We start from the raw sequence: 22,232 nt of genomic DNA on the forward strand, positions 1-22,232 counted from the left end.
AGCAGCGGCTCTGGAGTGCGGAAACAGAACTGGAAAAGTCTCTGCGAGCGTCGAAAGCCGCTAGATCTCGTCCTCGAAGTCTTCGAGGGCGTAGACGGTGTCGGTGCCGCGGCGGTCGAGCGTCTCGTTGGCGAGCAGCCAGTAGACGACCGACAGCGCGCGTCGACCCTTGTTGTTCGTCGGAACGACGAGGTCAACGTTGCTCGTCTGGTTGTTCGAGTCACACATCGCGATGACGGGGATGCCGACCGTGATGGCCTCCTTCACCGCCTGTGCGTCTCCGATCGGGTCGGTGACGACGACCACGTCGGGTTCGATGTACCCGGCGTAGTCGGGGTTCGTCAGCGTCCCCGGGATGAATCGGCCGGTGCGAGCGCGCGCGCCGACCGCGTCGGCGAACTTCGTCGCCGGGAAGCGGCCGTACTGGCGCGAACTCGTGACCAGGATCTGTTCGGGGTCGTAGCTCGCGAGGAAGTCCGCGGCCGTCCGGATCCGCGAGTCGGTCTGGCTGACGTCCAGCACGTACAAACCGTCGTCGCGGACGCGGTGGATGAACCGCTCCATATCCTCGGTCTTCTGCTGGGTCCCGATGTGGACACCCGCCGACAGGTAGTCCTCGACGGGGATGAGCAGGTCCGCTTCGTCGTCGGGCATCACGTCCTCGTCGAACGTTGGTTCTGCCGCTGCTTCGGCCTCGGCAGCCTCGTCGGCGGCCGCGCCGTCGTCGGCGTCGACCTCGTCCTCGGCGGCCTCGGCGACCGGTTCGGTCGTCTCGGCGTCGGCCTCGGTCGTCGCTTCGACGTCTTCGGCGGCCGCCTCGGCCACTTCCGACTCGTCGTCGACGACTTCGACCGCGTCGTTGTCGTTCTCTGTCATACTGCGTCGTCCGCGATGCGGATGAGTTCGTTGAGTTTGGCGGTTCGCTCGCCGCCGACCGTGCCGGTCTTGATGAATCCGGCGTCGGTCGCCACGGCGAGGTGTGCGATCGTCGTATCCTCGGTTTCGCCCGAACGGTGCGAGATGACCGTCTCGTAGCCGTTCTCGGTCGCCAGTTCGATCGCGTCGAAGGCGTCCGACAGCGAGCCGATCTGGTTGGGTTTGATAAGGATCGAGTTGGCGGCGTCGGCATCGATACCCGCCTGCAGGCGCTCGACGTTCGTCACGAAGAGGTCGTCGCCGCAGATGAGCGTCTGATCGCCGACGCGCCCGGTGAGCTCTGCGAAGCCCTCGTAGTCGTTCTCGTCGAGGGGGTCCTCGACGTAGACGAGGTCGTACTCCGTCACCATCTCGGCGACGTAGTCGACCTGTTCGGCCGTCGATTTGACTTCGTCACCGTAGACGTAGCCGTCCTCCTCGGCGTCGTAGAGCTCGGCGGCGGCCATATCCAGGCCGAATCCGATCTCGAACCCGAGTTCGTCGCTTACGTCGTCGACGGCCTCGTCGACGACCTCGAACGCCTCGGCGTCCGAAATCGGCGGGGCCCACGCGCCCTCGTCACCCTTGGCCGCGGGAACCCCGCGGTCGTCGAGGAGTTCGGAGATGCGCGCGTGGACGGCCGCGTTCGCGAAGACGGCCTCGGAGACGCTCGGCGCGCCGATCGGCGCGGCGAGGAACTCCTGGATGTGGGTCGCTTCCTTGGCGTGCTCGCCGCCGCCGACGACGTTTCCGAGGGGGGTCGGGAACGACTCCCCGCGGAAGGTGCCGCCGAGGTGCTGATACAGCGGCGCGCCGAGGACGTCGGCTCCGGCCTTCGCGGCCGCCATCGAGATGGCGACGGCGCTGTTCGCGCCGATCTCCGAGAAGTTGTCGGTGCCGTCGGCCGCGCGGAGCGCGGCGTCGACCTCGCGCTGGTTTCCGGCGTAGACTTCGCCGACGAGCCGCGGGAGCGCGCGCTCTCGGGCTGCGGCGATAGCCTGGGCCGGATCGAGTTCGATTGCCTCGTACTCGCCCGTGCTCGCGCCGCTCGGTGCGGCAGCACGGCCGAATCCGCCGGATTCGGTTAGGACGTCGGCCTCGACGGTCGGGTTCCCCCGGGAGTCGAGGATGCGACGGAGCGAGACGTTCGTGATCAGCGTCATCTCACTTTCCCTCGCGCTTGACCGTGAACGGGAGAACCCCGGCGTCGTACTCCTCGGCGGCGACCAGGATCGGTTCGGACTGGTCGGTGTCGACGAGGACGGGCGCGCCGTAGGACACCTGCAGCGCTCGCGCGCCGAGGATGCGGGCCTTCTCGTACCGGTTGTACTGGGTGTTTCCGCTCATTGGTAGGGGGCGACGACGTCGACGAGGTCCTTGTGCGAAACCATCATCCGTCGGCAGCAGTGCCGATTGACGCCGAGCTCGTCGAGCACGGCGGCCGGATCTTCGTCGCCCTCACGGGCGCGCTCTTTGAACTCGTCCCAGTGCTCGCCGACGACGTTGCCGCAGGTGAAACACCGGACGGGTATCATCATAGTTGAATCACCTCAGCGGTAGGACTTCTGATAGCGCGCTCGTGCGCCCGGTCCGCCCCATTTCTTGGACTCAGACTGACGCACGTCGTTGACGAGCAGCGAGCGGTCGAACTCCATGTACGCGTCACGGAGTTCCGCGTCGTTGAGATACTGGACCAGCCCGCGGGCGATCGCCGTCCGCGCGGCGTCGGCCTGTCCGGCGAAGCCGCCGCCGGAGACGCTGATGTCGATGTCGACCTGCGATCGGAGATCCTCACCGGCGATGCGGAACGGCTCCAGCATCTTCAGGCGGGCCATCTCCGGCTCGACGAGTTCGACCGGCTGGGAGTCGATTCGGACGCGACCCTCGCCCTCGCGCACGGTGGCGCGGGCGACGGCCGTCTTCTTCTTACCAGAGGTGTTCGTTACCATGTGACTTTTGCCCCCAGATTCTCGGAGATTTCTCCGAGGGTGAGGAACTTGATGTTCGAGAGTCGGTCCAGCGTGGTGTCTTCGAGCGCCTCGCCGTCCTCGTCGAACGGGTTGCCCACGTAGACGCGGACGTCCGAGAGCGCTTCGCGACCGCGCTGTTTCTTGTGCGGCAGCATCCCGCGCACCGCGCGCTTGAAGATGCCGTCCGGACGCGTCGGGTAGTGCGGTCCGCGGTCGGAGCCGACCTCCGCTCGCTTTCCGTACGTGGCCATCACGTCGTCCTCCGAGCCCGTGATGACGGCGTCCTCGGCGTTGACGATCGCGATCGTTTCACCCGCGAGCGCCCGCTGGGCGACCTCGCTGGCGACGCGACCGACGATGCAGTTTCGCGCGTCGACGACGACGTCGGCGTCGAACTCTGCGAGGCTCATCGGATCACCCGCACGTTGCTTCCGTCGGGGTTCTCCTCGATGGCGCGTTCGAGCGCCACGGTGTCCCCGACCTGTTCGATCTTTGTTCGAGCGGACGACGAGAAGTCGACCGCCGCGACTGTAACGTTCTTCTGCAGCGCCCCACTCCCCAGCACCTTGCCGGGGACGACGACGGTCTCGTCCTCGCGTGCGTATCGTTCGATACGCCCGAGGTTGACCTCCGCGTGGGTGCGCCGCGGCTTCTCCAGACGGTCCGCGACGTCCTGCCAAATGTTGGCACCGGACTCGCGAGAGACCGCCTTCAGCTCGGCGATGAGACTGTTGAGTCTCGGATTCGTCTTACTCATTATCTGTCTCCTGAGAGAGGTGCGACTGGCTTCGACCAGTCGCCTGAGAGAATTCGGAGTGCAGGGAGCAGGATTTGAACCTGCGGACCCCTATGGGACAGCGCCCTGAACGCTGCGCCGTTGGCCAGACTTGGCTATCCCTGCTCGCACTCCGATCTACTGCGTGCCCCTTCAAACTCCTTTCGATCTGGCAACGCCGATCGCCGCTGCGCCGTGCCGCGTCGATCGCGGCGCTACCGGCGCGCTCCGTCGTCTTCGCCGTCGAAGACGCCGACTGCGCGGCGGGCGAACGTCGGGTGTTGAGTGAAGGGACAGACATTGTGCTATATCGCGACTTTCTCTTCGAGTTCCGCTGCGCGGTCGCCGAGCGATCCGGCGGCGCGAAGCACCAGTTCCTCGACGGTGAACGACCCGTCGGTCTCCACGTGGAAGACGAACGCGTCGGACACGTCGTGAACCTCGACCTCCTTGCCCGGATACCGGTTCGTGAGGTCGTTTTCGAACGTGTCGGTGAGGACGAGATCGCCGTTCGTGGCGTTCTCGTCGGCCGCGTGTTCCGCCGCGGCCTCTTCGATCACGCCGCGCAGGATGTTCGGCTCCTGGGAGTCGAACTCACCGGCGTCGCCGACGGCCTCCACGCGCTGGAGGTGTCGGTAGCCGACGGAGACGCCGCCCTGGTGTTTGGCGTGCGACTTCCCGCGATCGAGGACGGCGTCGGCCTCGAACTGGAGGTGTTGGTCCTCCTTCAGCTCGATGATGGGGATGTTCTCGTCCGCCGGTTGGACGAGCGCGTCCGACGACTCGATGTCGCCGGAGTACGCTGTCCCCGGTCCTCGCACGTCGAGTGCGAGGGTCACGGTGTCGCCGACCTCGAAGTCGTCGAGCGGCGTCGTCAGCGGGACGAGTCCCAGTCGAAGACCGATCATCTCGTCGAACATCACTGACGTGTTCTCGACGAACCGAACGGTGTCGATGCTGAACGTCGGAACGTCGGCCACCATCGCCCGGCGGATGCCGTTGGCGACGGCTGGTGACGCGCCGCGGACGAGGAACCGGGCCTCCCGATCGCCGCCTTCGATGAACTCGACCTCGAAATCGTTCGTCATTTGTGAGTCCTCAGAGTCGGCTGTTTTTCGGCGCACGCGTTCCGTCGTGCGGGATCGGCGTCACGTCCTCGATGCGGCCGATCTCGAGTCCGGCGCGAGCGAGCGAGCGGATCGTCGCCTGCGCGCCGGGGCCGGGGCTCTTGTTGTCGTTCCCGCCCGGTCCGCGGACGCGAACGTGCAGGCCCTCGATGCCCGCCGCCTTGATCTCCTCTGCGACGGACTCGGCCATCTGCATCGCGGCGTACGGCGACGCCTCGTCGCGGTTCTGCTTCACCACGGCGCCGCCGGACGACTTCACGATCGTCTCCGCTCCGGTCAGGTCCGTGACCGTGATGAGCGTGTTGTTGAACGACGCGTGGACGTGGGCGATTCCCCACTTGTCTTGGGTTGTTTCGGATTCGCTCATGGGTTACTCCTGTCCCTCCGCGCGCTCGGGGTGTAGGTCGTCCGCGAGCGGACTCGTCTCGTCGAACGCGATGGTGTCCTCTTCGGTCACCTCGATGGTCTTCGACGGGCGCGTGACACGCGCGTCGTCGACGACGACGTGGCCGTGGACGATGAACTGTCGCGCCTGCTGGGGCGTACTCGCGAGCCCCTTCCGGTACGCGACCGTCTGCAGACGACGTTCGAGAATGTCCGTGACGTCGAGACCGAGGACGCGACTGATGTCGTCGCCCTCCGAGAGGACGCCGTAGCGGCGCAGTCGCGTGAGGAACTCCGCTCCGGCCGCCTCGGCTTCCTCCAGGTCTCCCTGGGCGTCGCCGATGAGCCGTCGCGCCTCGCGTCGGTAGTTACGAAGCTCCGACTGGGCGCGCCAGAGCTCCTCTTTGTTCTTCAGGCCGTAGCGGCCGAGAAGGTCACCCTCCTGAGCGATTCGCTCGCCCTGGAACGGGTGATTCGGCGTCTCGTACCGCTTGGTGTTGTTTCCGGTCGCCATTGGTTATTCGTCGTCGCCCTCCTCGGCGGCGGCGGCCTCCTCGGCCGCCTCCTCTTTGATCGCCTCCACGTTGACACCGATCGTTCCTTCAGTGCGCCCGGTGGACTTCGTCCGCTGTCCGCGGACCTTCTGTCCGCGCTGGTGGCGGACGCCCTTGTAGGAGTTGATCATCTTCATACGGTTGATGTCGTGGCGGCGCTTCTCTTCGAGGTCCGAGCCGGTCTCGTGGGTGGTGTCCCCGCTGAAGAAGTCGCTTCGGCGGTTGGCCATCCACTCGGGGATGTGCTCGTCGAAGTTCTCGACGACCTCGACGACGGAGTCGATCTCGTCGTCCTCGAGCAGACCGAACGTCGCGTGTCGGTCCACATCCGCGGCGTCGGCAACGATGCGCGCCGTGCGCTTACCGATTCCTTTCATATCGCTGAGACTTCGCTCTACCGTCTTCGTCCCGTCGAGATCGGTCTGTCCGATCCGGACGAAGTATCGGAGGTCTTCCTCCTCCTCGGGAGCGTCGTCCTGTGGTTCTTCTGCACTCATGACTTGTTAGCAGTCTGGTGAGCGTTGCGGCGGGGATTCGAACCCCGGAGGCAGTGACGCCACAGAGTTAGCAACCCTGCGCCTTGGGCCAGGCTTGGCTACCGCAACGCGCGATCGTGTACTGTCGCCCTTCCGGACTCGGGAGCCGACCTCCCTACAGCGTATTGCAGTCTCAACAAGCCGGGGTCGCTACTTAAACGTCACGATAGGGTGTAGGGGTGAGAGACGCCCGCATACGTGTGGTTGGCTGTGAGTACGCGTCCACACGCCGACGCGGATGTGCACCGCTTCGGACAACCCGCCGACAGTATATACCCGTCGCTGTCCAACGGGAGGTATGAGCGCCGACACCGCGACAGACCCGACGCCGGACCGACCTGTGGCCCTGACGAGCGAGGCCGACCTCGACGACTTCATCGCGGCGCACGACCGCGTCCTCGTCGATTTCTACACCGAGGGGTGCACGCTGTGTGCCAGCATCGAACCCGTCGTCGGGAACGTCGCCCGCGCGCACGAGGACCTTGCAGTGGCGACGATCAACCCCCGAGACGATCCGCCGCTGATCGAGCGTTTTTCGATCACGAGCGCGCCGACGCTGCTCCTCTTCGAGCGCGGCGAACTCGTCGGCCGCCTGGCGAGCGGATTCCAGGGCGGCGACGCCATCGACGCGTTTCTGGAGTCTCATCTCGAAGCGTAGGCGCGGCAGAAAGGATTTGTCGAGACGCAGGCACACTCGGAATCGTGCCCTCCACACCCTCTCGAAGAGATGCCCTCCGGTTCTGTGGATCCGCTGTCGCGTTCAGTACGGCGGGTTGCCTCGGGAGCCCCACAGATACGACACCTGTTTCCAACAGCGACGCCGAAGACCGGGCTCTCGCTGCCGAAGCGGACCATATCAGAAGCCGGTTGGAAAACGCGTCCTGCGTCGACGAGTGGGGGCTGACCTCGTACACGGGCGTCGAAACCGAAGCGTCGGTCACGGACCGAACCGCTGAGGGAATCCACGTCGAGGTCGCGCACCCGTACTGGTATTCGACCGAGGAAATTGAGGCCGACGTCGGGTCGAACGCGCGCTACGTGATCAGCGAGAGGGAGACCCGACGAGCGGACGGCGATGACGTATCCCCGTGCTAACGGCAACGCTTTGTCAGATGGAGTGGGCGGTCAGTCAACCGTCACCGCGAGCGTTCCACGCTCGATACCGGCGACGAAATTGTCGAATACGCGCGTTGCGTCCGCGGTCTCGGCGTGACGCTCTGGCGTCGCCTCGGCCAGTACCGCGTCGATGCGGTCGTCGTCGAGGCCTTCGTCGCGCTTCCCTTCGACGACGCTCCGAACGGTTTCGAGGTCGTACTCGGGATGGAACTGCACGCCGAATGTCGGCCCCAGCGAGAACGCCTGACACGACGTCTCGTTCCCGGCCAGTTCGACCGCGCCAGGCGGGAGCCGAACCACCTCGTCGGAGTGCGTTTCGAAGGCGACGAACTCGCCGGGCATCGAGACGAACAGCGGCGAGTCGTCGTAGCGTTCGACGGTCTGATATCCGAGTTCGTACTCGCCCATATCGTCGACACAGCCCCCCAGCGCCTGCGCGAGGAACTGATGGCCCCAACAGATGCCGAGCATCGGGACGCCGAGTTCGTGGAGGTCCCGGACCAGTTCGTCCAGCGTCCCCATCCACGACTCGCGATCGTACACGGACGTCTGTGAACCGGAGAGGACGACGCCGTCGTACGACCAGGATCCGTCCGCGCGGGGCCACTCGGGGAACTCGCTCTCGCTCACCTTGAACGTCGTCACCGACGCGTCGATTTCACGCCGGAGGTTACGCTCTGCGGGCGTGTCGCCGACCGAGGCATCGAACAGGGCGATGTGCGGTCTGCTCATACGATCCACTTCGATCTCGCTACGCTTTAATATTGTTTAGAATGTTCACCAGCGCGCACAACCGATTCAACGAGCGAATCGATGGATCGAGAACAGATGCGCTCACGACTCAGGCGCGATGTTCTGGTTCACTCGGAACAGATTCCCCGGGTCGTACCGCTGTTTCACGTCGACCAACCGGTCGTAGTTGCTGTCGAAGGCAGCCTGCACTCGGTCGGTACCTTCGCGACTGAGGAAATTCACGTAGACGCCGTCGGCCAGGTGGGGGACCATCGCCGCGAAGAACTCTCGGGTCCACGCGATCTGTGCGTCGTCGTCTTCGGGATCCTCCCAACGCGAGAAAATGTTGAAGGAATATCCCGCATCCCGGTGTGAATAGGCGGTCGCACCCGAGTCGACACGCGAGATTTCCCCACCTAAATGTTCGATAACGATCGAGGTGTACGGCGACGGCACCGAATTGGCGTACTCGACGAGCGTCTCGATGGCCCCATCAGAGAGACCAGCCTCGGCGACGAACTGTGACTTCCAATAGTTCCGATACCCTGCCGGGTACACGTCGTCGAAGAGGCGTTGAAACGCGGTGTATTCCCGTGTCTCGACGAGATCGACGATCGGTTCCACGAACGTTCGAAGTGGTAGGATCACTCGTTCACCCTCCACGATGTCACCCGCATAGCAGAGATAGACAGTGGCGATCAACTCTTCTTGGACCGCCTCGGGGATGAACGGGACGGGCGGCGCGGTCCGGACCGAGGCGTAACAACACAGTTCGTCCGGGGCTGTGGTCGTGAACTCACGGTGGAACCGAAGAACCTCGCTAGCAACTTCGAGGGGGTAGACCAGCACCCCGGCGAGGACCTGCGGTCCGACCTCGTGGAGACCGAACTCGAATCCGGTCACGATGCCGAAGTTGCCGCCGCCCCCACGCAGCCCCCAAAAGAGGTCCTCGTGCTCGTCGTCGCTCGCGCGACGCACCTCGCCGTCGGCCGTGACGACATCGAGCGACCGGAGGTTGTCGATGGCGAGCCCGTAGGAACGGCTGAGCCATCCCCACCCACCACCGAGCGTTAATCCTCCGATGCCTGTCGTCGAGACGATTCCGCTCGGAGCGGCGAGCCCGTGGGCCTGCGTCACGCGGTCGAAATCCCTTACGGTCGCCCCAGGCTCCACCCGAGCAGTTTTCGAGCGGGGATCGACCTCCACGGCCCGCATCGATACGAAGTCGACGACTACCCCGCCGTCACAGACGCCGTTGCCCGCGACGTTGTGCCCCCCAGCTTTGACAGCGATCGGTAGCTCGTTCTGCGTGGCAAACTCGACGGCGGCGACGACGTCGGCGATGGCTGTCGGCTGAACGACCACTGCGGGATACCGATCGGACATCGCATTCCAGACCGTTCGAGCGTCCCCATAGCCCGTATCGTCCGGCCCGAGCACGGTTCCCTGAACGCGGGCTGTGAGGTCGCTGAGCGCGGCTTCATCCACTGTGTGTGGAGCGCTGTTCATACTGTTTCTATGACGCGGTTCGTCGAAATATATGTTCCTCAGAGGGGAACCGGCAGTCGGCTCAGGACCGCACGAAGAGGTCCGACGTTCGGATCGACTGCCCATCGTCGGGCTCGTTCACTCGTGATTCGGCGTGGCCGTGTAGGACGTCGTTCAATTCGTACTGGCTGAACGTGAGCGCCTTGCAGACGGTACAGCTCTCCGGCGCGGTCGACGAGGACGTCGCGTGGACGAGGCCACAGTGTCGACAGACGTGCAGGTGATTTCTATCTCCCATATTCAGGTTTACAGAGGCTTGATACTCGAATAATGATTCTTCCTGCAGAAACCGCGTCGGCTGCGCGCTACTCACCTCGTGAGCACGAGTAGATTCCGCAGGACGCCGTAGGCTGTTTCCGATCGAAACCCGTGTGAGCGAGGCCAGCACGCACACTACGAACAGCTATGCAGGCAGAGTACGAATATGTACTATGGATCACGCACTGGACGACATCAGATACCTCGCCGACTCGCAGCACCGGCCGGTGGTGATGCGGATGCTCGTCGATGGCGAGTGCTCCAGAGCGGAATTACGGGATGCGACGGGTGCATCCTCGGCGACCGTCGGTCGGATCGTCGGGGCGTTCGAAGAACGCGGCTGGCTGGTTCGGAACAGCGGAGACTACGCACTGACTGCGCTGGGCAGGTTCGTGGCAACGTCGTTCGCACAGGTTCACGGCGATATGGCGGTCGCACGCGAGTTGCACGAACTCCTCCCGTACGTGCCGCTCGACGAGATCGGCATCGATGTCGAGCACCTGACCGACGCTACGGTCACCCACGCGACACGACACAATCCCTTCGCCGTCGTCTCCCGCGTTCGAGAGTTGGAACGGACCTCCGAGGACGCGCGCAGTCTCACGGATTTCTTCCCTGAACCCTGTATCGAGGGACGATACGAGTCAATCGTCCGCGGAACGCAGACGTTTGAGGCGGTGTTCGCTCCGATCGTCTTCGAGTCCGCGTTGGCTTCGGACTTCGCAGCAGAATTCAGGGCGATCGTCGCATCAGAGCGCGCAGACATTTACGTGTACAACGGACCGATCGCCTATCCCGTGATGGTACACGACGGGGTGGGCTGTCTGGTCGTGCGCGACGAGGACGACGTGTCGATCGGGATGATCGAATCCGACAGGGAGCGGTTTGCTGAATGGGTGTCGGATACGTTCGAGACGTACCAAGCAAACGCGACGCTGCTGACCGCGGAGTCGTTGGCGCAACCGCTAGAAGAAGTCCTCGCCGAAGCATAAGCCACTGCGAGCGAGGATACTGTTAGTCGATCTGAGCCGAGCCAGCGAGAGCCAGGAGTTTTCGCGGCCGACCCGACGAATCTGCGTCTCATATCTTCGGGGGAGCCGTGAACTGAGATCGTCTGGGCCGATTTCACGTAGTGAGCATCGCGCACCAAGAAGTATGACGATCTGATGCAGCGTACGTTCATCTGAGTACTATGGAACTCGTATTCGCCACGTTCGAATCGGAACTGAATCACGAGGAGATCATCGAGACGATGCGCCAGCGCGCGGCGAAGTTCCGCGAGGTGGAGGGGCTCGTTCAGAAATACTTCGTGCACGACCGGGACAACGACCGCTACGGGGCGTGCTTCGTATTCGACTCCGAGCGATCACGTGACGCCTATTTCGAGTCCGAACTGAGCGCCAGCGTTGGCGACGCGTACGCCATCACGGGTGACCCGTCGGTCACGAAAGCTCACTTGTTGTTTCCGCTTCGCGAGGTCGACGAATGGGGACTGGAGGCCGTCCGAGTCGAGTAAAGGCCGAGTGAGAGACGGGGCCGGGAGTCGCCAGCGGGGAAACTGTCGAGGTGGGGTCGAACCGCCGATTCAGGAGTGCGTGACCGGCGCGTCGATGTACTCGTCGTTGACGACCCACTCGTCGCCCTCTTTGATCATATACTCGCCGTAGTACGGCACGCGGTTTTCGACCGTCTCGCGGAACGCCTCGCGGATGTCGTCTCTGGTCATCTCGCCCATTGGGCGCAGATCGTCGTTGCGGTTGAGACAGCCTTTCAGGTACCCTTCGTGCGTCACGCGTACGCGGTGACAGTTCGCACAGAAGTGCGGGTTCTCGACGGGATCGACGATCTCGACCATACCCTGACCGACGTAGTAGCGCCGACGGTTGTGCATATCCCGAGTTTCGACGCGGTCGGCTTTCTCTTCGAGCCAGTTGTGAACGCGCTCGATGTCGATGTTCCACTCGGGGCGACCGGTCAGCTCGGGCATATACTCGATGAGTTGGAGCTGGAGTCCGGAGTTCTCCGCAACGTGATCGACCATCCCCTCGACATACCCCGCGGTGTGTTCGAATACGACCATATTCAGCTTCACCGGATCGAGTCCGGCGTCCAGCGCGGCTTCGACGCCTTCGATCACCTTGTCGTACGCGCCCGATTTGGTGATCTCGGCGAACGCGTCCGGGTCGAGCGCGTCCTGGGAGACGTTGACCCGTTCGAGGCCCGCCTCCTTGAGCGCCTCCGCGCGTCCGGGGAGGAACGTGCCGTTCGTCGTCAGCGACACCTCCATCGAGCCGGGCGTGCGTTCGATGATCTCTTCGAGATCGTCGCGCAACATCGGCTCGCCGCCGGTGAATTTCACCTTCCGTACGCCGAACTCCGAAACCACTTCGAGGAACCGGACGACGTCGTCGGCACTCATCTCGTCGTCCTGCGGATCCATCGGGCCGCGAGTGTCGCCGAGCCCCTCGTTGTGACAGTAGACGCAGTCGAAGTTGCATCGGTCGGTCAGAGAGACGCGAACGCCAGACACCTCGCGCCCGAAGTCGTCTTCGAGCATTACCGGAGGCTTCGTGGGGACGCAGATAAATTCGCTGTCGTTCCGCGGAGGTATGTAACCGATTGTAATTACACCGGGCGCGCGGAGCGCCGAAGAGAAAGCGGAAAAACGTTCAAAACCCTTATCGGCTGTTCTCACCGACCACCGGGTATGAACGAGGAAGCCGTCCGCGAGCGCCTCCGAGCGGTGTCGGATCCTGACCTCGGCGACGACATCGTCTCGCTCGGGCTCGTCAACGCCGTCGACGTCGACGACGATTCGGAGACGGTCCGGATCTCGCTGGGCCTCGGCGCGCCCTACTCACCCGCGGAGACTGAAATCGGACGCGAGGTGCGTGAAGCGCTCTCGGACACCGGTTACGAGGTCGACCTCACCGCGCGGATTCCGCGCGCGGTCGCTCCCGACGAGGACGTCCTCCCGGGCGTGGAGAACGTGATCGCGGTTGCGAGCGGGAAGGGCGGCGTCGGCAAGTCGACCGTCGCGGTCAACCTCGCCGCCGGGCTGTCGAAGCTCGGGGCGCGCGTCGGCCTGTTCGACGCCGACGTCTACGGCCCGAACGTCCCCCGGATGGTCGCCGCCGACGAGGCCCCGCAGGCGACGGGTGACCAGACGATCATCCCCCCCGAGAAGTACGGGATGAAGCTGATGTCGATGGCCTTCCTGGTCGGCGAGGACGATCCGGTGATCTGGCGCGGCCCGATGGTGCACCAACTCCTCACCCAACTCGTCGAGGACGTCGAGTGGGGCGACCTCGACTATCTGGTCCTCGATCTGCCGCCGGGGACCGGCGACACCCAGTTGACCGTCCTGCAGACGCTCCCGCTCACGGGCGCGGTGATCGTCACGACACCGCAGGACGTCGCGGTCGACGACGCGCGCAAGGGCTTAGAGATGTTCGGCAAGCACGACACGAACGTCCTCGGCATCGTCGAGAACATGTCGTCGTTCCGGTGTCCCGACTGCGGGTCCGCGCACGATATCTTCGGGGCGGGCGGCGGCGAGGCGTTCGCCGCCGAGAACGACCTCCCGTTCCTGGGGTCGCTCCCGCTCGACCCCTCCGTGCGGACGGGCGGTGACGGCGGCGAACCGGCCGTTCTCGACGAGGGCGAGACCGCCGACGCGTTTCGCGTGATGACCGAGAACGTCGCGGATATGGCGGGCGTGGTTCGACGGCGGGAGGCGTCCCAGCGCTCGGGGACCAGCGATACCGCTGCGAACGGCGCGTCGCCATCGCAACCGGAGTGAGTATGGACGCCGAACAGGAGTCGCTGGCGAACCCGTTCAGTATGGACGCGTCCTGCGAGAACTGCGCGGCGCTCTGCGACGCCAGGTCGACCCTCGTCCACGGCTACGGCGACGTGGGCGGCGAGTTCCTCTTCGTCGCTGAGCGACCCCACTCCGGGGCCGATCGCACCGGCGTCCCCTTCACCGGCGACGCGGCGGGCGAGCGGCTCCAATCGATCCTCGGCGAGCTCGGCTTCTCGCGCTCGCCGCCCGACGCGGACGAACCGGACCTACAGAACGTCTTTCTCACCTACCTCACCCGGTGTCGACATCCGGAACGGGGGCCGAGCGACGAGGAGGTTCGGACCTGCGAGCCGTATCTGAACGCCGAGATCCGGATGATCAACCCCGAGATCATCGTCCCGATCGGCCAGCGGACGCTGGACGCGCTCGCGACCGACTACACCACGAACCGCCCCGGCGACGTCGACGTCGCCGAGGCGCACGCGACGACCGTTCGCGGCCGCGGATTCGAACTCGTACCGATGGTCGACTTAGAGACCCAGAGCGACGAGCAGACCGCGGCGTTCGTCGATCACCTGCTCGAAAACGTCTTTTCTCGGGACTACCGCCAGACGAAGGGTCGTCGCGGTCGGTAGCTTGAGAGTGGTGTTCGCGGTCAGTCGCGAACGGTCGGGGAGTGGACGCTACCGTACGCGACCGGTCCCGAGCGCGCGAAGCGTCGGGTTCAAGAGCGACGGACGCCGAGCACGGGTATGACAGTCGTCGCCGTCTTGGCCGATCCGCCGCGTCCGGGATGCTCGCTCTCGCGGCTCGCGGAGACGAGTCCGCTCTCCGAGTCGGAGGCCGCCGCGCTCGCGGACGCGATGCTTCGCGACACGCTCCGCGCCGTCGAGCGCTCGGGCGGCGAGCTGCTCGTGAACTACCGCTCGGACGACCTCCTGCCGGACGCGGCCGTCGATCCCGAGGAACCGGCCGAAGAGGCGCTTCGAGCGATCGTCGACGACGCGCTCGACGAACCCGAAGCCGCTCGCTTCGAGGTGCAGGTCGGCTCGACGCTCTCAGCGCGGGCGGGCAACACCGTCACGCACCTGCTCCGCGAGGAGGGCGTGCAGTCGGCGGCCGTCCTCCGCGGTGACGCGCCGTTCGTGCTCCGTTCGACGATCGACTCGGCCGCGATGAAGCTCCGGACGAACGGCGTCGTGCTCGGTCCCTCGACGAACGGCCGCACCTACTTCGCGGGCTTCAAATCGCCAATCGACTTCTACGGCGCGTTCGCCGCGCCCGAGGTCGAGACGCTCGTCGACGGTGCGAACGACGCCGATCTCGATGTCGGCTTCCTGCCGATGCAGCCGACCGTTCGAACTGGGGGAGATCTCGCAACGCTCGTATCGACGATTCGCGCGCGCTGGCAGGCGGGGCGAGTCGTCCCCGAACGGACGGCCGAGTTCGTCGTCGATAACGGACTGGCCGTCGTCGGCGATGCGGACGAGGACCTGCGGGTCGTCCGCGACTGACGCCGGTGTCGTTCGCGACCGACAACTCTTAGACGCGGGATCGGAAAGTACCGCACGCGGTGGGATGGCAGAGCGGCCTATTGCGCCTGCCTTGAAAGCAGGTATCCTCACGGATTCCTGGGTTCAAATCCCAGTCCCACCGCATTTTGGAAGAGACTCACGCGCCGCAGCTACATCTGCGGCGCACTCGTGAACGAACGAATCGGTAACGAGTGGGATTTGCGCAGCGAGCAAAACTGTGATTTGCGAGTGAGTTCAAATCCCAGTCTCACCGCATTTTGAAAGGCTCACTCGCGCCGCAGTTACGTCTGCGGCGCATACGTGAGCGACAACGCTTCTGGAATATTCGGGTGTGAGGGGTGATTAAATCCGATTAATAACGTTTTAGCGTTCCGACAGGAGACGCATTACAATCCGGATACGTCGCGGTACGTCTCGGTACGCACTGCCAACCAATGAGTCAACGAACGACATTCCGGCCAGACGCCATCGTTGTCGAGGAACGCGCACTCCGCCGGTTTCGGAGTCAAGCAGAGCTGTTAGACGTGAATCGACGGCGGCTGTACGGCTTAGCGATCGAGTTTGCGGTTACCGACGAGGACGCGTTCCGTGCCTACGTTGAAAATTCCGATCGCTCACGGTGAACGGCAGTGCCCAACTATTGGTGAATGATATGTCAGAAACCAACGAGAATTCGACTCAGCGAACGCAGACGCGGCGCACGGCGCTCAAAGTATTCGGCGGACTCCTCGGTGCTGGAACAACGTCGGCCGTCGGACTCGGCGTGTTCACCCAGCGCGGGAGCGCCACCGTGAACAACGACGACTTCACGGCGCAGGACGTCACGCTCGAATCTGACGACGGGACCGTTACCGAAATCTGGCTCCAACCCGATCTCACATATTCGTGGAGCGGGTTGAATTCCTCGCCCACCGAGACGGAGTTCATCATCGAGGTCAGCACGCCGGACGGCGGCGTCGCGGAGCTCGGACGCGAAACCGACGACGAAGTCACCACCGGTACGTCGGGCACCGATGCGTACACGTTCGCGAACCGACTCACCCTCATCAGCGACGGCCCGTGGAGTGCGAGCGATTTCAAACCCGGGACCGACGACACCGAGACGTTCGGTCCGATTACGGTCACCGTCACCGCGAACCTCAAGAACGGGGACGATGACTCTCCGTACGTAGACTCGGCGAGCGCGGAGTTCACCGTCACCGTCACGGACAGCGCGGTCCGGTTCGGAGATAGTGACAGCCACGGCATCGAGGGAGAGGCCCAAACCGGTGGCAGTGCCGGGGGAAGTGAGACAGGAAGCGACGGGGGCGACGCCGATAGCGGTGGCGAGACTGGCGGCGGTGGAGGCGATGACGGGAGCGACGGCAACGGCGCCGATGACGATAATAGCGACGGTGAGAGCGGGGAGGAGACTGGCAACAGTGGGGGCGGCCCGCCGGACCATGCGGGCGGCAACGGTGGGGGCGGTCCGCCGGACCACGCGGGAGGAAACGGTGGAGGCGGATGATCGCGGCGTCTCGTACGCAGTTTGAATCCCGCTTATGACCGAGCACGTAGAGCGACAGTGGGTGTTCGCCGCGGTTCTGGTAATCGCTGCGATGGGCGTTGTATTCGCCGCATCACTGACCTCAGACCCGTCTCCATCGTCCACGCCCCCATCCGAGGAGGTGGCACCGCCCACGACTTCGGTACCTACCTCGGCGGCCGACGAGACGGCAGCGCCCACTGAACCGGAGCCGGTTACGACCTCTGGACCGTCGACCCGTTCGCCAACTCCGCATCGAACGCCGACGACCCGCACGATGCAATCAGGCGAAGGGCCTGTGAACGGGGAAACGGCGGATGGAGAAAGTGCGGACGGGGGAAATCCGGACGACGGGACGGCGGACGGAGTGGATGCGGGTGATGGAACGACGGACGGAGAGAATCCGGACGACGGAGCGTCGGACGGGGGAACGGCAGATGGTGGAGATACGGACGGAGAGAATACTGATAGTGAACAGACGGACCGAGGGAGCAACGTCGGTGGCGATGCGGGAACCGGCGGCCAGTGAAGGTGTAATCGCGATTCCGACATCGCCGAGCGAGGGGCGTCGGATCGCAGCGCGATCTCGCAGAGCGATGCGTAACGGCTTTGCCGTGCCCTCCCAACACGCGGGTATGGACTGGCCACACGACCCCGACGGCGAGGAGGGATCGGAGGGTAGACGCAAGTACGGCCACGCCGTGATCGCGAAGAAGGTCGACGAGGCGGAAGACTTCCCGCTCTCTCGCGACGAGTTTGTGGAGGAGTACGGCGAGGATCCCGTTCGGCTCGACTACGAACGCGTCGTCTCCGTCGCGGAGATCTTCGAGCACGTCGAGGAATCGGAGTTCGAGGATCTCATCGCGATGCACAAGGCGGTCGGTCGCGCGATGCGCGAGAACGGCTACTGGTTCTACGAAGGCGCCGAAACGTTCGTCGACGCTAACGAGGCCTGATCGGCCGCGTCGTCGACGACTTACCGACTATCGCCGAGCAGTCGCTCCCAGAGCGACCGGTCTCTGGCCTTCTCGGCGAGCAGAACGGAGCATTCGACCTCCTCGATGACGTCGAGGACGAGCGTGCCCCGGACGAGGCGTGACAGCAGTCCCCGCTCGGTCGCGCCGACAACCAGCATCGAGGCATCTCTGGCGTGGCGTTCGATCGCTCCCTCGACGTCTCCGGTTTCGACGATCAACGTCGAATCGGAGAGGCCGTGCTCTTCCGCCCACTCTTCGAGGAAGGCCCGACCGGCCGCCTCGTCGGCGGCGACGTGCAACAGCGACACCTCCGAACCGTACTCCTGACGAAGCGCGCCGACGATGGCCGCCGAGAGGTCCGAATCCGGGCCGCCAGCCGTCGGAAGCAGGATCTTCGAAGGGTCGAATCCGCGGTTCTTCAGCACCAGGAAGTCACAGGGCAGCGCCGACGCGAGTTCGTCGATAGCGGTCTCTGCGCGTCCCGGCGCGCCGTGGGAGTCCGGCCCCCAGCCCATCACCGTCAGGTCGGCGTCGTACGTCTTCGCGGCGTCGAAGATGCCCTCGAAGCTCTGGTGGGAGAGCACCGTGTGCGTTTCTACCGGGACGTCGAACGTCTCCGCGTCCGCGCGGGCACGGTCGAGGAGGTTATGTGACGCCGAGAAATCCCATTTCTCCCGTGCGGATTCGAGCGCCGTCTGATCCGGAACGGTTTCGATGTGGACGGCCACGAGCGTGCCGCTTCGCTGCTTCGCGACCGCGCTGGCGAGGGTAATCAAGTCGGTCTCGTGGGCGGGGTTGGCGAGTGGAACCATTACGCGATAGTCGCCGCCGTCCGGTTGCACCGATGTCGCGGCCGAGACCGCCGCGTCGGGCATCTCCTCTGAACGGTGCAGAATGTACTTTCCGAGAATCCCCTGCTTCGTCGCTTTTCCGCGGGCGTACACGAGATACCAGAGTGCGGCGAAGACGGCGAACCCGGCGGCCAGGAGGATAATCGCCGGTGCGAAGAACGCGATCAGCGCGAACGACGCGATCGCGCCGGCGATCGGAACGATCGGGTAGAGCGGAATCCGATAGTCCGGTTGGTACTCCTCGGGGTCGGCGACGCGCATCACGATCAACGCGAAGTTGAGGAGGCCGTAGATGATGAGATGCAGGACGCTCCCCGCCGTCGCGAGCGTCTCGACGTCGGCGACGACGATGAACAGCAGGATGAACGCGCCGGTCAGGCCGATCGAGCGGTACGGCGTGCCGAACCGCGGGTGAATCTCGTTGAGCTCCTTGCTCACGATGCTGTCGCGCCCCATCGCGAAGTTGATCCGCGAGGACGCGAGGATCGAGGCGTTCGCCGACGACGCCGTCGCCAACAGCCCCCCGAACAGCATCGCCGCGGCACCGACCGGACCGATCAGGATCCGCGCGACGTCGACGACGGCGGTGTCGTTGCCAGCGACGAGGCTGTTGTCGACCGCGGCGAGAATCGTCAAGAGAACCAGCGCGTACACCGTCGTGACGATGAGAACGCTGCCGATGACGGCACGCGGGAGGTTCTTTCCGGGATCTTTGATCTCCTCGGCGACCGAGGTGATCTGAACGAACCCGAGGTAGGAAACGAATATGAGCCCGGTCACCGGAAGCAGCGGGCTGATGCCCTTCTCCGGCGGTACAATCGGCGTGAGCGAGGAGAGATTCGCGTTCATCAGCCCGAAAGTCGTGAACACAGCCAAGATTCCGACGAGCGTGATGACGATGATATTCTGCAGTCGCCCGGTCTCTTTCGCGCCGACGTAATTGACGAAGATGAACAGTCCGCCCCCTGCGATGGCGACGATCTTGACGGCCGACAGCGTGAACCCGCCGAGCGAGAGCGACGGGACCGGGAGGAACGTCGTGACGTACTGCCCGAACCCGACCATATAGAACGCCGAGGCGAACGCCAGCCCCATCCAGTTGCCCCACCCCGCGATGCTTCCGAACAGCGGGCCGAGCGCGTGGTTGATGTAGTAGTACGCGCCGCCGGATTTCGGCATCGCTGTTCCCAGTTCTGAAGCCGAAAGCGCTGTCAAGAGCGCGATCCCACCGCCGAGGACGAACGCGCCCGCTGCGAGTGGACCGGCCTGTTCGACCGCTGCGCCGGGGAGAACGAAGATCCCAGCGCCGATCATCGTTCCGACACCGATGGTGAGCGCGGCGAGGGGGCCGAGGTCCTTCGCGAGTTCCTCCTCTCCGCTCACGCGTCGTCACCTCCGTGTTGTCGGGACGTGAGGAGGGAGGAGTACTCTCCGCTCACGCGTCGTCACCTTGTTTTGTGCCGTCTGATTCGTCTGCGAGCTCGTCGCTCGGGAACACGATAACCGGGATCTCGCTTTCGGTCGTCAGCGCCTCTCGGGTATCGCCGCTAAAGAGATCCCACCACGACTTGCCGCCGCGCGGGGTGAACACGATCGCCGTCGCGTCAAGCGTGTCAGAGGCGGCGAGGATCGTCTCTGCGACGTCGGTCCCGTATTGGAGTTCGGTATCGACGTCGACGCCAGCGTCCGCGGCCGCGGTGCGGACGCGCTCGAAGATGTCCTCGGCTACCTCTTCGCGCTGCGAAACCGGCGCTTTGTCCGGTGCGCCACCGGCCTTCTCGATCACGTGGAGAACGATCGCTCTGCCGCCAGCCGCGGCCACGTGCGGAAACGCGAGCGCCCCCGTTCGGTCGGCATCCTCAACGTTCGCGACGGGGAGCAGCGGACGGGCGAACAACTCGCTGTCCTCAGTCATCGGCGAGAGCGGTCAACCACGTTCTTCTCACGGCAGTTCCGGTGCTGCTGCGATCTGTGTCGGTCGCGTCGGTCCCCACCGATCGGCGGCGTCCGGGTCGATATGTCGCCCGGAGCGGGCGTTGTCTATAGAGAGGAGACACTCCGTGTGCGGTCATACGACGAGGTTACGGCGTCATCGGGTATAGTGGTTCTCACTCCGCTCCGATCGAAGAGTGGGGGACGCGGTCGCCGTCGTAGAACGCGTTAGACCGCCGACACCCACGCCCGATAGCCCTCGTCGCGACCGTACACCTCTTTGAACACCCGGTCGGCGAAGGCGGCGAGTCGGTTCGCGTCCGAACGGGCGGTGATCCGAACGTTCGTTCCCTCCGCCTCGTCGGGCGATTCCAACTCGTCGATCCGAAACGCCGGGAAGTCGTCGACGACGGCTTTCAGTCGGTCGAGTTCGTCGCCGTGGACGTCGAGGTTGAACGTCTTATCGGCGAACTGGATCCACGGTGCGGGCGACTCCTCACCGTCGAGGTCGGGGTCGTGGTCGGCTTCGAGCGTCGCGAACGCGCTTCCGCGGGTCCGGTGGGCCGTGATCGCCTCTGCGAACAGCTTCTGTCGTTCACGGGGATCGTCGGCGTCGAATCTGGTCATACTAGCGTATATCGCGCTGGAGGCGTGAAAAGTCGCCGATTACGCCCGCGTGGTACCGTTACGGTCGTGCGAGAACCATTGCAGCCGCGTCGGCGTCTCCGTGGGCGTGCGGGAATCACCGCTATCTCACGGACGCGTTTCTTCAACCTGTCTCACGGACGCGTTTCTTCAACGTTATACGGGCGGACGCAGACTGGTGCGATATGGGCAAGCACATCTTGCTTCTGGGCCCCCCGGGTGCCGGGAAGGGAACGCAGTCGAAGCGTCTCGCCGCCGAGTTCGGTCTGGAACACGTCACGACCGGTGACGCGCTCCGCGGCAACAAGGGGATGGACATCAGCGATATGGACACCGAGTACGACACGCCGGGCGAGTACATGGACGCTGGCGAACTCGTCCCCGACGCGGTCGTCAACGCCATCGTCGAGGAGGCGCTCACGAGCGCCGACGGCTACGTCCTCGACGGCTACCCGCGGAACCTCGAACAGGCCAAAGAACTCTCGGGGATGACCGACCTCGACGCAGTCGTCTACCTCGCCGTCGATAACGACGAACTCGTCGACCGCCTGACCGGACGCCGCGTCTGTCCGGACTGCGGGGCGAGCTACCACGTCGAGTTCGAGCCACCGGAGGAATCCGGCGTCTGCGACGAGTGCGGTGCCGAACTCGTTCAGCGCGACGACGACACCGAGGAGACTGTCCGCGAGCGACTCCGCGTCTACGAGGCGAACACCGCGCCGGTGATCGAGCACTACCGCGACGAGGGCGTCCTCGTCGAGGTCGACGGTGAGGGAACCCCCGAGGAAGTCTTCGCGGCGATTGTCGACGTCGTCGACGAGTAGGGCGGCAATACGACGCGGTGTGGTCGCCGCTCACATCGAAATCAGGTTTTCTCCCACCGAGTCGCAGTTTCCGCCTAGTCACATATTCCATCTCGATAGTGATCCAACCGCCTCTTTCGCCCGCCTTGGAGCCTTTCGAGCGTGTTCGTCGCGTCAACGCCAGATCGACGGCTGACGGACGGAGACTAAAAGCTTCATAACCGATGGGCGGCTACCTCCGGGA

29 protein-coding genes and 3 tRNA genes are annotated in these 22,232 nt (G+C 64.5%); 12 read left to right on the forward strand and 20 right to left on the reverse strand.

The window, feature by feature from the left end:
* Nucleotides 1-60 precede the first annotated feature (60 nt).
* From rpsB to FJT57_RS06475, 13 genes are all read right to left on the reverse strand, one after another.
* Entirely contained in the window at nt 61-876 is an 816-nt protein-coding gene (rpsB, locus tag FJT57_RS06415) for a 30S ribosomal protein S2 (protein WP_144903174.1), read from the reverse strand.
* Nucleotides 873-2,078, reverse strand: coding sequence for a phosphopyruvate hydratase (gene eno / locus FJT57_RS06420; RefSeq protein WP_144903177.1), 1,206 nt, complete (start codon nt 2,076-2,078; stop codon nt 873-875). The genes rpsB and eno overlap by 4 nt, the downstream gene beginning before the upstream one ends.
* A 1-nt stretch (nt 2,079) precedes the next feature.
* On the reverse strand, nt 2,080-2,262 hold the full coding sequence (locus FJT57_RS06425) for a DNA-directed RNA polymerase subunit K (protein WP_144903180.1): 183 nt from the start codon (nt 2,260-2,262) through the stop codon (nt 2,080-2,082).
* Entirely contained in the window at nt 2,259-2,453 is a 195-nt protein-coding gene (locus tag FJT57_RS06430) for a DNA-directed RNA polymerase subunit N (protein ID WP_144903183.1), read from the reverse strand. Before FJT57_RS06430 ends, FJT57_RS06425 begins: the two co-directional genes overlap by 4 nt.
* 12 nt (nt 2,454-2,465) lie before the next feature.
* On the reverse strand, nt 2,466-2,864 hold the full coding sequence (locus FJT57_RS06435) for a 30S ribosomal protein S9 (protein ID WP_144903186.1): 399 nt from the start codon (nt 2,862-2,864) through the stop codon (nt 2,466-2,468).
* Nucleotides 2,858-3,295 (reverse strand): 50S ribosomal protein L13, encoded by a 438-nt coding sequence (locus tag FJT57_RS06440; protein ID WP_144903189.1) that lies wholly within the window; start codon nt 3,293-3,295, stop codon nt 2,858-2,860. The genes FJT57_RS06435 and FJT57_RS06440 overlap by 7 nt, the downstream gene beginning before the upstream one ends.
* A complete protein-coding gene (locus tag FJT57_RS06445) occupies nt 3,292-3,681 on the reverse strand; it encodes a 50S ribosomal protein L18e (RefSeq protein WP_338035698.1) in 390 nt (129 codons plus the stop codon). The genes FJT57_RS06440 and FJT57_RS06445 overlap by 4 nt, the downstream gene beginning before the upstream one ends.
* 20 nt (nt 3,682-3,701) lie before the next feature.
* Nucleotides 3,702-3,786, reverse strand: a tRNA-Leu gene (locus FJT57_RS06450).
* 179 nt (nt 3,787-3,965) lie between these two features.
* Nucleotides 3,966-4,748, reverse strand: a complete 783-nt coding sequence (locus FJT57_RS06455; RefSeq protein WP_144903195.1) for a DNA-directed RNA polymerase subunit D — start codon at nt 4,746-4,748, stop codon at nt 3,966-3,968.
* A gap of 10 nt (nt 4,749-4,758) precedes the next feature.
* Nucleotides 4,759-5,154, reverse strand: coding sequence for a 30S ribosomal protein S11 (locus FJT57_RS06460; RefSeq protein ID WP_144903198.1), 396 nt, complete (start codon nt 5,152-5,154; stop codon nt 4,759-4,761).
* A 3-nt stretch (nt 5,155-5,157) separates the two neighbouring features.
* On the reverse strand, nt 5,158-5,685 hold the full coding sequence (locus FJT57_RS06465) for a 30S ribosomal protein S4 (RefSeq protein WP_144903200.1): 528 nt from the start codon (nt 5,683-5,685) through the stop codon (nt 5,158-5,160).
* 3 nt (nt 5,686-5,688) lie between these two features.
* The gene (locus tag FJT57_RS06470) at nt 5,689-6,222 is read right to left on the reverse strand and encodes a 30S ribosomal protein S13 (RefSeq protein WP_144903203.1); all 534 of its coding nucleotides are present in this window, start codon (nt 6,220-6,222) and stop codon (nt 5,689-5,691) included.
* A gap of 22 nt (nt 6,223-6,244) precedes the next feature.
* Nucleotides 6,245-6,330, reverse strand: a tRNA-Ser gene (locus tag FJT57_RS06475).
* A gap of 229 nt (nt 6,331-6,559) precedes the next feature.
* Here FJT57_RS06475 and FJT57_RS06480 point away from each other — a divergent pair.
* Nucleotides 6,560-6,919, forward strand: coding sequence for a thioredoxin family protein (locus tag FJT57_RS06480; protein WP_144903206.1), 360 nt, complete (start codon nt 6,560-6,562; stop codon nt 6,917-6,919).
* A gap of 44 nt (nt 6,920-6,963) precedes the next feature.
* Nucleotides 6,964-7,356: a hypothetical protein gene (locus FJT57_RS06485; RefSeq protein WP_144903209.1), complete on the forward strand. Its 393-nt coding sequence runs from the start codon at nt 6,964-6,966 to the stop codon at nt 7,354-7,356.
* 30 nt (nt 7,357-7,386) lie between these two features.
* Here FJT57_RS06485 and FJT57_RS06490 read toward each other — a convergent pair whose 3' ends face one another.
* The 3 genes from FJT57_RS06490 to FJT57_RS06500 all read right to left on the reverse strand — a co-directional run bounded on the left by FJT57_RS06490 (nt 7,387) and on the right by FJT57_RS06500 (nt 9,895).
* Nucleotides 7,387-8,109, reverse strand: coding sequence for a type 1 glutamine amidotransferase (locus tag FJT57_RS06490; RefSeq protein ID WP_144903212.1), 723 nt, complete (start codon nt 8,107-8,109; stop codon nt 7,387-7,389).
* 102 nt (nt 8,110-8,211) lie between these two features.
* A complete protein-coding gene (locus FJT57_RS06495) occupies nt 8,212-9,618 on the reverse strand; it encodes an FAD-binding oxidoreductase (RefSeq protein ID WP_144903215.1) in 1,407 nt (468 codons plus the stop codon).
* A gap of 61 nt (nt 9,619-9,679) precedes the next feature.
* Nucleotides 9,680-9,895 carry a hypothetical protein gene (locus tag FJT57_RS06500; RefSeq protein WP_144903218.1) on the reverse strand — a complete coding sequence of 72 codons (216 nt, stop codon included), beginning with the start codon at nt 9,893-9,895 and terminating at the stop codon, nt 9,680-9,682.
* 193 nt (nt 9,896-10,088) lie between these two features.
* Here FJT57_RS06500 and FJT57_RS06505 point away from each other — a divergent pair, with 193 nt between their 5' ends.
* Together FJT57_RS06505 and FJT57_RS06510 are read left to right on the forward strand one after the other, a co-directional pair.
* Nucleotides 10,089-10,907 (forward strand): helix-turn-helix transcriptional regulator, encoded by an 819-nt coding sequence (locus tag FJT57_RS06505; protein ID WP_144903221.1) that lies wholly within the window; start codon nt 10,089-10,091, stop codon nt 10,905-10,907.
* 200 nt (nt 10,908-11,107) lie between these two features.
* Nucleotides 11,108-11,431 carry a YdhR family protein gene (locus tag FJT57_RS06510; protein WP_144903223.1) on the forward strand — a complete coding sequence of 108 codons (324 nt, stop codon included), beginning with the start codon at nt 11,108-11,110 and terminating at the stop codon, nt 11,429-11,431.
* Nucleotides 11,432-11,500: 69 nt separating this feature from the next.
* On the opposite strand, the gene moaA is transcribed toward FJT57_RS06510, so the two are convergent.
* On the reverse strand, nt 11,501-12,472 hold the full coding sequence (gene moaA, locus FJT57_RS06515; RefSeq protein WP_144903226.1) for a GTP 3',8-cyclase MoaA: 972 nt from the start codon (nt 12,470-12,472) through the stop codon (nt 11,501-11,503).
* Nucleotides 12,473-12,622: 150 nt separating this feature from the next.
* On the opposite strand from moaA, the gene FJT57_RS06520 reads away from it, so the two are divergent.
* The 7 genes from FJT57_RS06520 (at nt 12,623) to FJT57_RS06550 (ending at nt 17,736) form a co-directional block, all read left to right on the forward strand.
* Nucleotides 12,623-13,717: an Mrp/NBP35 family ATP-binding protein gene (locus FJT57_RS06520; protein ID WP_144903229.1), complete on the forward strand. Its 1,095-nt coding sequence runs from the start codon at nt 12,623-12,625 to the stop codon at nt 13,715-13,717.
* A 2-nt stretch (nt 13,718-13,719) separates the two neighbouring features.
* On the forward strand, nt 13,720-14,355 hold the full coding sequence (locus FJT57_RS06525) for a uracil-DNA glycosylase (protein WP_144903232.1): 636 nt from the start codon (nt 13,720-13,722) through the stop codon (nt 14,353-14,355).
* A 117-nt stretch (nt 14,356-14,472) separates the two neighbouring features.
* On the forward strand, nt 14,473-15,234 hold the full coding sequence (locus FJT57_RS06530) for a glycosyltransferase family protein (RefSeq protein ID WP_144903235.1): 762 nt from the start codon (nt 14,473-14,475) through the stop codon (nt 15,232-15,234).
* 58 nt (nt 15,235-15,292) lie between these two features.
* Nucleotides 15,293-15,376, forward strand: a tRNA-Ser gene (locus FJT57_RS06535).
* 531 nt (nt 15,377-15,907) lie between these two features.
* A complete protein-coding gene (locus FJT57_RS06540) occupies nt 15,908-16,762 on the forward strand; it encodes a hypothetical protein (protein WP_144903238.1) in 855 nt (284 codons plus the stop codon).
* A 295-nt stretch (nt 16,763-17,057) separates the two neighbouring features.
* Complete coding sequence (locus tag FJT57_RS06545; RefSeq protein ID WP_144903241.1) at nt 17,058-17,309, forward strand: hypothetical protein; 252 nt, start codon at nt 17,058-17,060, stop codon at nt 17,307-17,309.
* 106 nt (nt 17,310-17,415) lie between these two features.
* On the forward strand, nt 17,416-17,736 hold the full coding sequence (locus FJT57_RS06550; RefSeq protein ID WP_144903243.1) for a DUF5785 family protein: 321 nt from the start codon (nt 17,416-17,418) through the stop codon (nt 17,734-17,736).
* A gap of 20 nt (nt 17,737-17,756) precedes the next feature.
* On the opposite strand, the gene FJT57_RS06555 is transcribed toward FJT57_RS06550, so the two are convergent.
* The 3 genes from FJT57_RS06555 to FJT57_RS06565 all read right to left on the reverse strand — a co-directional run bounded on the left by FJT57_RS06555 (nt 17,757) and on the right by FJT57_RS06565 (nt 21,167).
* Nucleotides 17,757-19,991 carry an amino acid permease gene (locus tag FJT57_RS06555; protein ID WP_144903245.1) on the reverse strand — a complete coding sequence of 745 codons (2,235 nt, stop codon included), beginning with the start codon at nt 19,989-19,991 and terminating at the stop codon, nt 17,757-17,759.
* A gap of 52 nt (nt 19,992-20,043) precedes the next feature.
* A complete protein-coding gene (locus tag FJT57_RS06560; protein ID WP_144903248.1) occupies nt 20,044-20,523 on the reverse strand; it encodes a universal stress protein in 480 nt (159 codons plus the stop codon).
* Nucleotides 20,524-20,768: 245 nt separating this feature from the next.
* Nucleotides 20,769-21,167 (reverse strand): hypothetical protein, encoded by a 399-nt coding sequence (locus FJT57_RS06565; RefSeq protein ID WP_144903251.1) that lies wholly within the window; start codon nt 21,165-21,167, stop codon nt 20,769-20,771.
* Between the two features lie 203 nt (nt 21,168-21,370).
* On the opposite strand from FJT57_RS06565, the gene FJT57_RS06570 reads away from it, so the two are divergent.
* Nucleotides 21,371-22,009, forward strand: coding sequence for an adenylate kinase (locus FJT57_RS06570; protein WP_144903253.1), 639 nt, complete (start codon nt 21,371-21,373; stop codon nt 22,007-22,009).
* Nucleotides 22,010-22,232 lie beyond the last annotated feature (223 nt).

Source organism: Halobellus captivus (assembly GCF_007655485.1).
Classification (GTDB): Archaea; Halobacteriota; Halobacteria; order Halobacteriales; family Haloferacaceae; genus Haloquadratum; species Haloquadratum captivum.

Excerpts from the sequence above, each read along its gene's own strand:
- FJT57_RS06505 (WP_144903221.1), top strand. The coding sequence starts at position 10,089 with ATGGATCACGCACTGGACGACATCAGATACCTCGCCGACTCGCAGCAC.
- FJT57_RS06495 (WP_144903215.1), bottom strand. The coding sequence starts at position 9,618 with ATGAACAGCGCTCCACACACAGTGGATGAAGCCGCGCTCAGCGACCTC.
- moaA (WP_144903226.1), bottom strand. The coding sequence starts at position 12,472 with ATGCTCGAAGACGACTTCGGGCGCGAGGTGTCTGGCGTTCGCGTCTCT.
- FJT57_RS06530 (WP_144903235.1), top strand. The coding sequence starts at position 14,473 with ATGACAGTCGTCGCCGTCTTGGCCGATCCGCCGCGTCCGGGATGCTCG.
- FJT57_RS06510 (WP_144903223.1), top strand. The coding sequence starts at position 11,108 with ATGGAACTCGTATTCGCCACGTTCGAATCGGAACTGAATCACGAGGAG.
- rpsB (WP_144903174.1), bottom strand. The coding sequence starts at position 876 with ATGACAGAGAACGACAACGACGCGGTCGAAGTCGTCGACGACGAGTCG.
- FJT57_RS06440 (WP_144903189.1), bottom strand. The coding sequence starts at position 3,295 with ATGAGCCTCGCAGAGTTCGACGCCGACGTCGTCGTCGACGCGCGAAAC.
- FJT57_RS06480 (WP_144903206.1), top strand. The coding sequence starts at position 6,560 with ATGAGCGCCGACACCGCGACAGACCCGACGCCGGACCGACCTGTGGCC.
- FJT57_RS06455 (WP_144903195.1), bottom strand. The coding sequence starts at position 4,748 with ATGACGAACGATTTCGAGGTCGAGTTCATCGAAGGCGGCGATCGGGAG.
- FJT57_RS06520 (WP_144903229.1), top strand. The coding sequence starts at position 12,623 with ATGAACGAGGAAGCCGTCCGCGAGCGCCTCCGAGCGGTGTCGGATCCT.
- eno (WP_144903177.1), bottom strand. The coding sequence starts at position 2,078 with ATGACGCTGATCACGAACGTCTCGCTCCGTCGCATCCTCGACTCCCGG.
- FJT57_RS06550 (WP_144903243.1), top strand. The coding sequence starts at position 17,416 with ATGGACTGGCCACACGACCCCGACGGCGAGGAGGGATCGGAGGGTAGA.
- FJT57_RS06500 (WP_144903218.1), bottom strand. The coding sequence starts at position 9,895 with ATGGGAGATAGAAATCACCTGCACGTCTGTCGACACTGTGGCCTCGTC.
- FJT57_RS06565 (WP_144903251.1), bottom strand. The coding sequence starts at position 21,167 with ATGACCAGATTCGACGCCGACGATCCCCGTGAACGACAGAAGCTGTTC.
- FJT57_RS06425 (WP_144903180.1), bottom strand. The coding sequence starts at position 2,262 with ATGAGCGGAAACACCCAGTACAACCGGTACGAGAAGGCCCGCATCCTC.
- FJT57_RS06540 (WP_144903238.1), top strand. The coding sequence starts at position 15,908 with ATGTCAGAAACCAACGAGAATTCGACTCAGCGAACGCAGACGCGGCGC.
- FJT57_RS06470 (WP_144903203.1), bottom strand. The coding sequence starts at position 6,222 with ATGAGTGCAGAAGAACCACAGGACGACGCTCCCGAGGAGGAGGAAGAC.
- FJT57_RS06570 (WP_144903253.1), top strand. The coding sequence starts at position 21,371 with ATGGGCAAGCACATCTTGCTTCTGGGCCCCCCGGGTGCCGGGAAGGGA.
- FJT57_RS06460 (WP_144903198.1), bottom strand. The coding sequence starts at position 5,154 with ATGAGCGAATCCGAAACAACCCAAGACAAGTGGGGAATCGCCCACGTC.
- FJT57_RS06560 (WP_144903248.1), bottom strand. The coding sequence starts at position 20,523 with ATGACTGAGGACAGCGAGTTGTTCGCCCGTCCGCTGCTCCCCGTCGCG.
- FJT57_RS06435 (WP_144903186.1), bottom strand. The coding sequence starts at position 2,864 with ATGGTAACGAACACCTCTGGTAAGAAGAAGACGGCCGTCGCCCGCGCC.
- FJT57_RS06490 (WP_144903212.1), bottom strand. The coding sequence starts at position 8,109 with ATGAGCAGACCGCACATCGCCCTGTTCGATGCCTCGGTCGGCGACACG.
- FJT57_RS06465 (WP_144903200.1), bottom strand. The coding sequence starts at position 5,685 with ATGGCGACCGGAAACAACACCAAGCGGTACGAGACGCCGAATCACCCG.
- FJT57_RS06430 (WP_144903183.1), bottom strand. The coding sequence starts at position 2,453 with ATGATGATACCCGTCCGGTGTTTCACCTGCGGCAACGTCGTCGGCGAG.
- FJT57_RS06545 (WP_144903241.1), top strand. The coding sequence starts at position 17,058 with ATGCAATCAGGCGAAGGGCCTGTGAACGGGGAAACGGCGGATGGAGAA.
- FJT57_RS06525 (WP_144903232.1), top strand. The coding sequence starts at position 13,720 with ATGGACGCCGAACAGGAGTCGCTGGCGAACCCGTTCAGTATGGACGCG.